Source organism: Pseudomonas onubensis (genome assembly GCF_965653655.1).
Classification (GTDB): Bacteria; Pseudomonadota; Gammaproteobacteria; order Pseudomonadales; family Pseudomonadaceae; genus Aquipseudomonas.
Genome location: NZ_CBFHAZ010000337.1, coordinates 1 through 382 on the forward strand (window position 1 = coordinate 1; position 382 = coordinate 382).

At 36.6% G+C, this 382-nt stretch carries 2 protein-coding genes; both read left to right on the forward strand.

Annotation, left to right across the window (positions count from 1 at the left end; genetic code table 11):
* On the forward strand, positions 1-190 hold a 190-nt coding region (locus ACTD9P_RS30225), incomplete at its 5' end, for a DUF1405 domain-containing protein (protein ID WP_438870516.1).
* A 49-nt stretch (positions 191-239) separates the two neighbouring features.
* A partial coding sequence (locus ACTD9P_RS30230; protein ID WP_438870517.1) for a zinc metallopeptidase occupies positions 240-382 on the forward strand: 143 nt, incomplete at its 3' end.

Consider the following 382-nt stretch of genomic DNA (forward strand, 5'->3'; position numbering starts at 1 on the left):
CGTGATGGTTGCGGCCATTTGGACATTGCATAACGATATAATCGATTATTTATTTGGGCAAATGCCATTTTACCGAGTCATTTATCAGTATCCGAGCGAGATTGGGTACTTCACTTTTTGGCTTTCTGTGGCCTGCATAATCTTTGCTTTTCTCGAAAGTCGTAAGCGTGAATATTTGCAACAAGACTAGAAAGCCTTTAAAATTAAACAATAGAAAGAGATAGAAAGGGAGTTCGATAATGGGATTGTATATCATTTATTTTATCATCATTTTGCTGTTACCGTTGTATGCGCAAATGAAGGTAAAGAGTACGTACAAAAAATTTGCTCAAGTTTCAGCTGAAAAAGGGATGACAGGTGCTCAAGTAGCACGTTATATTTT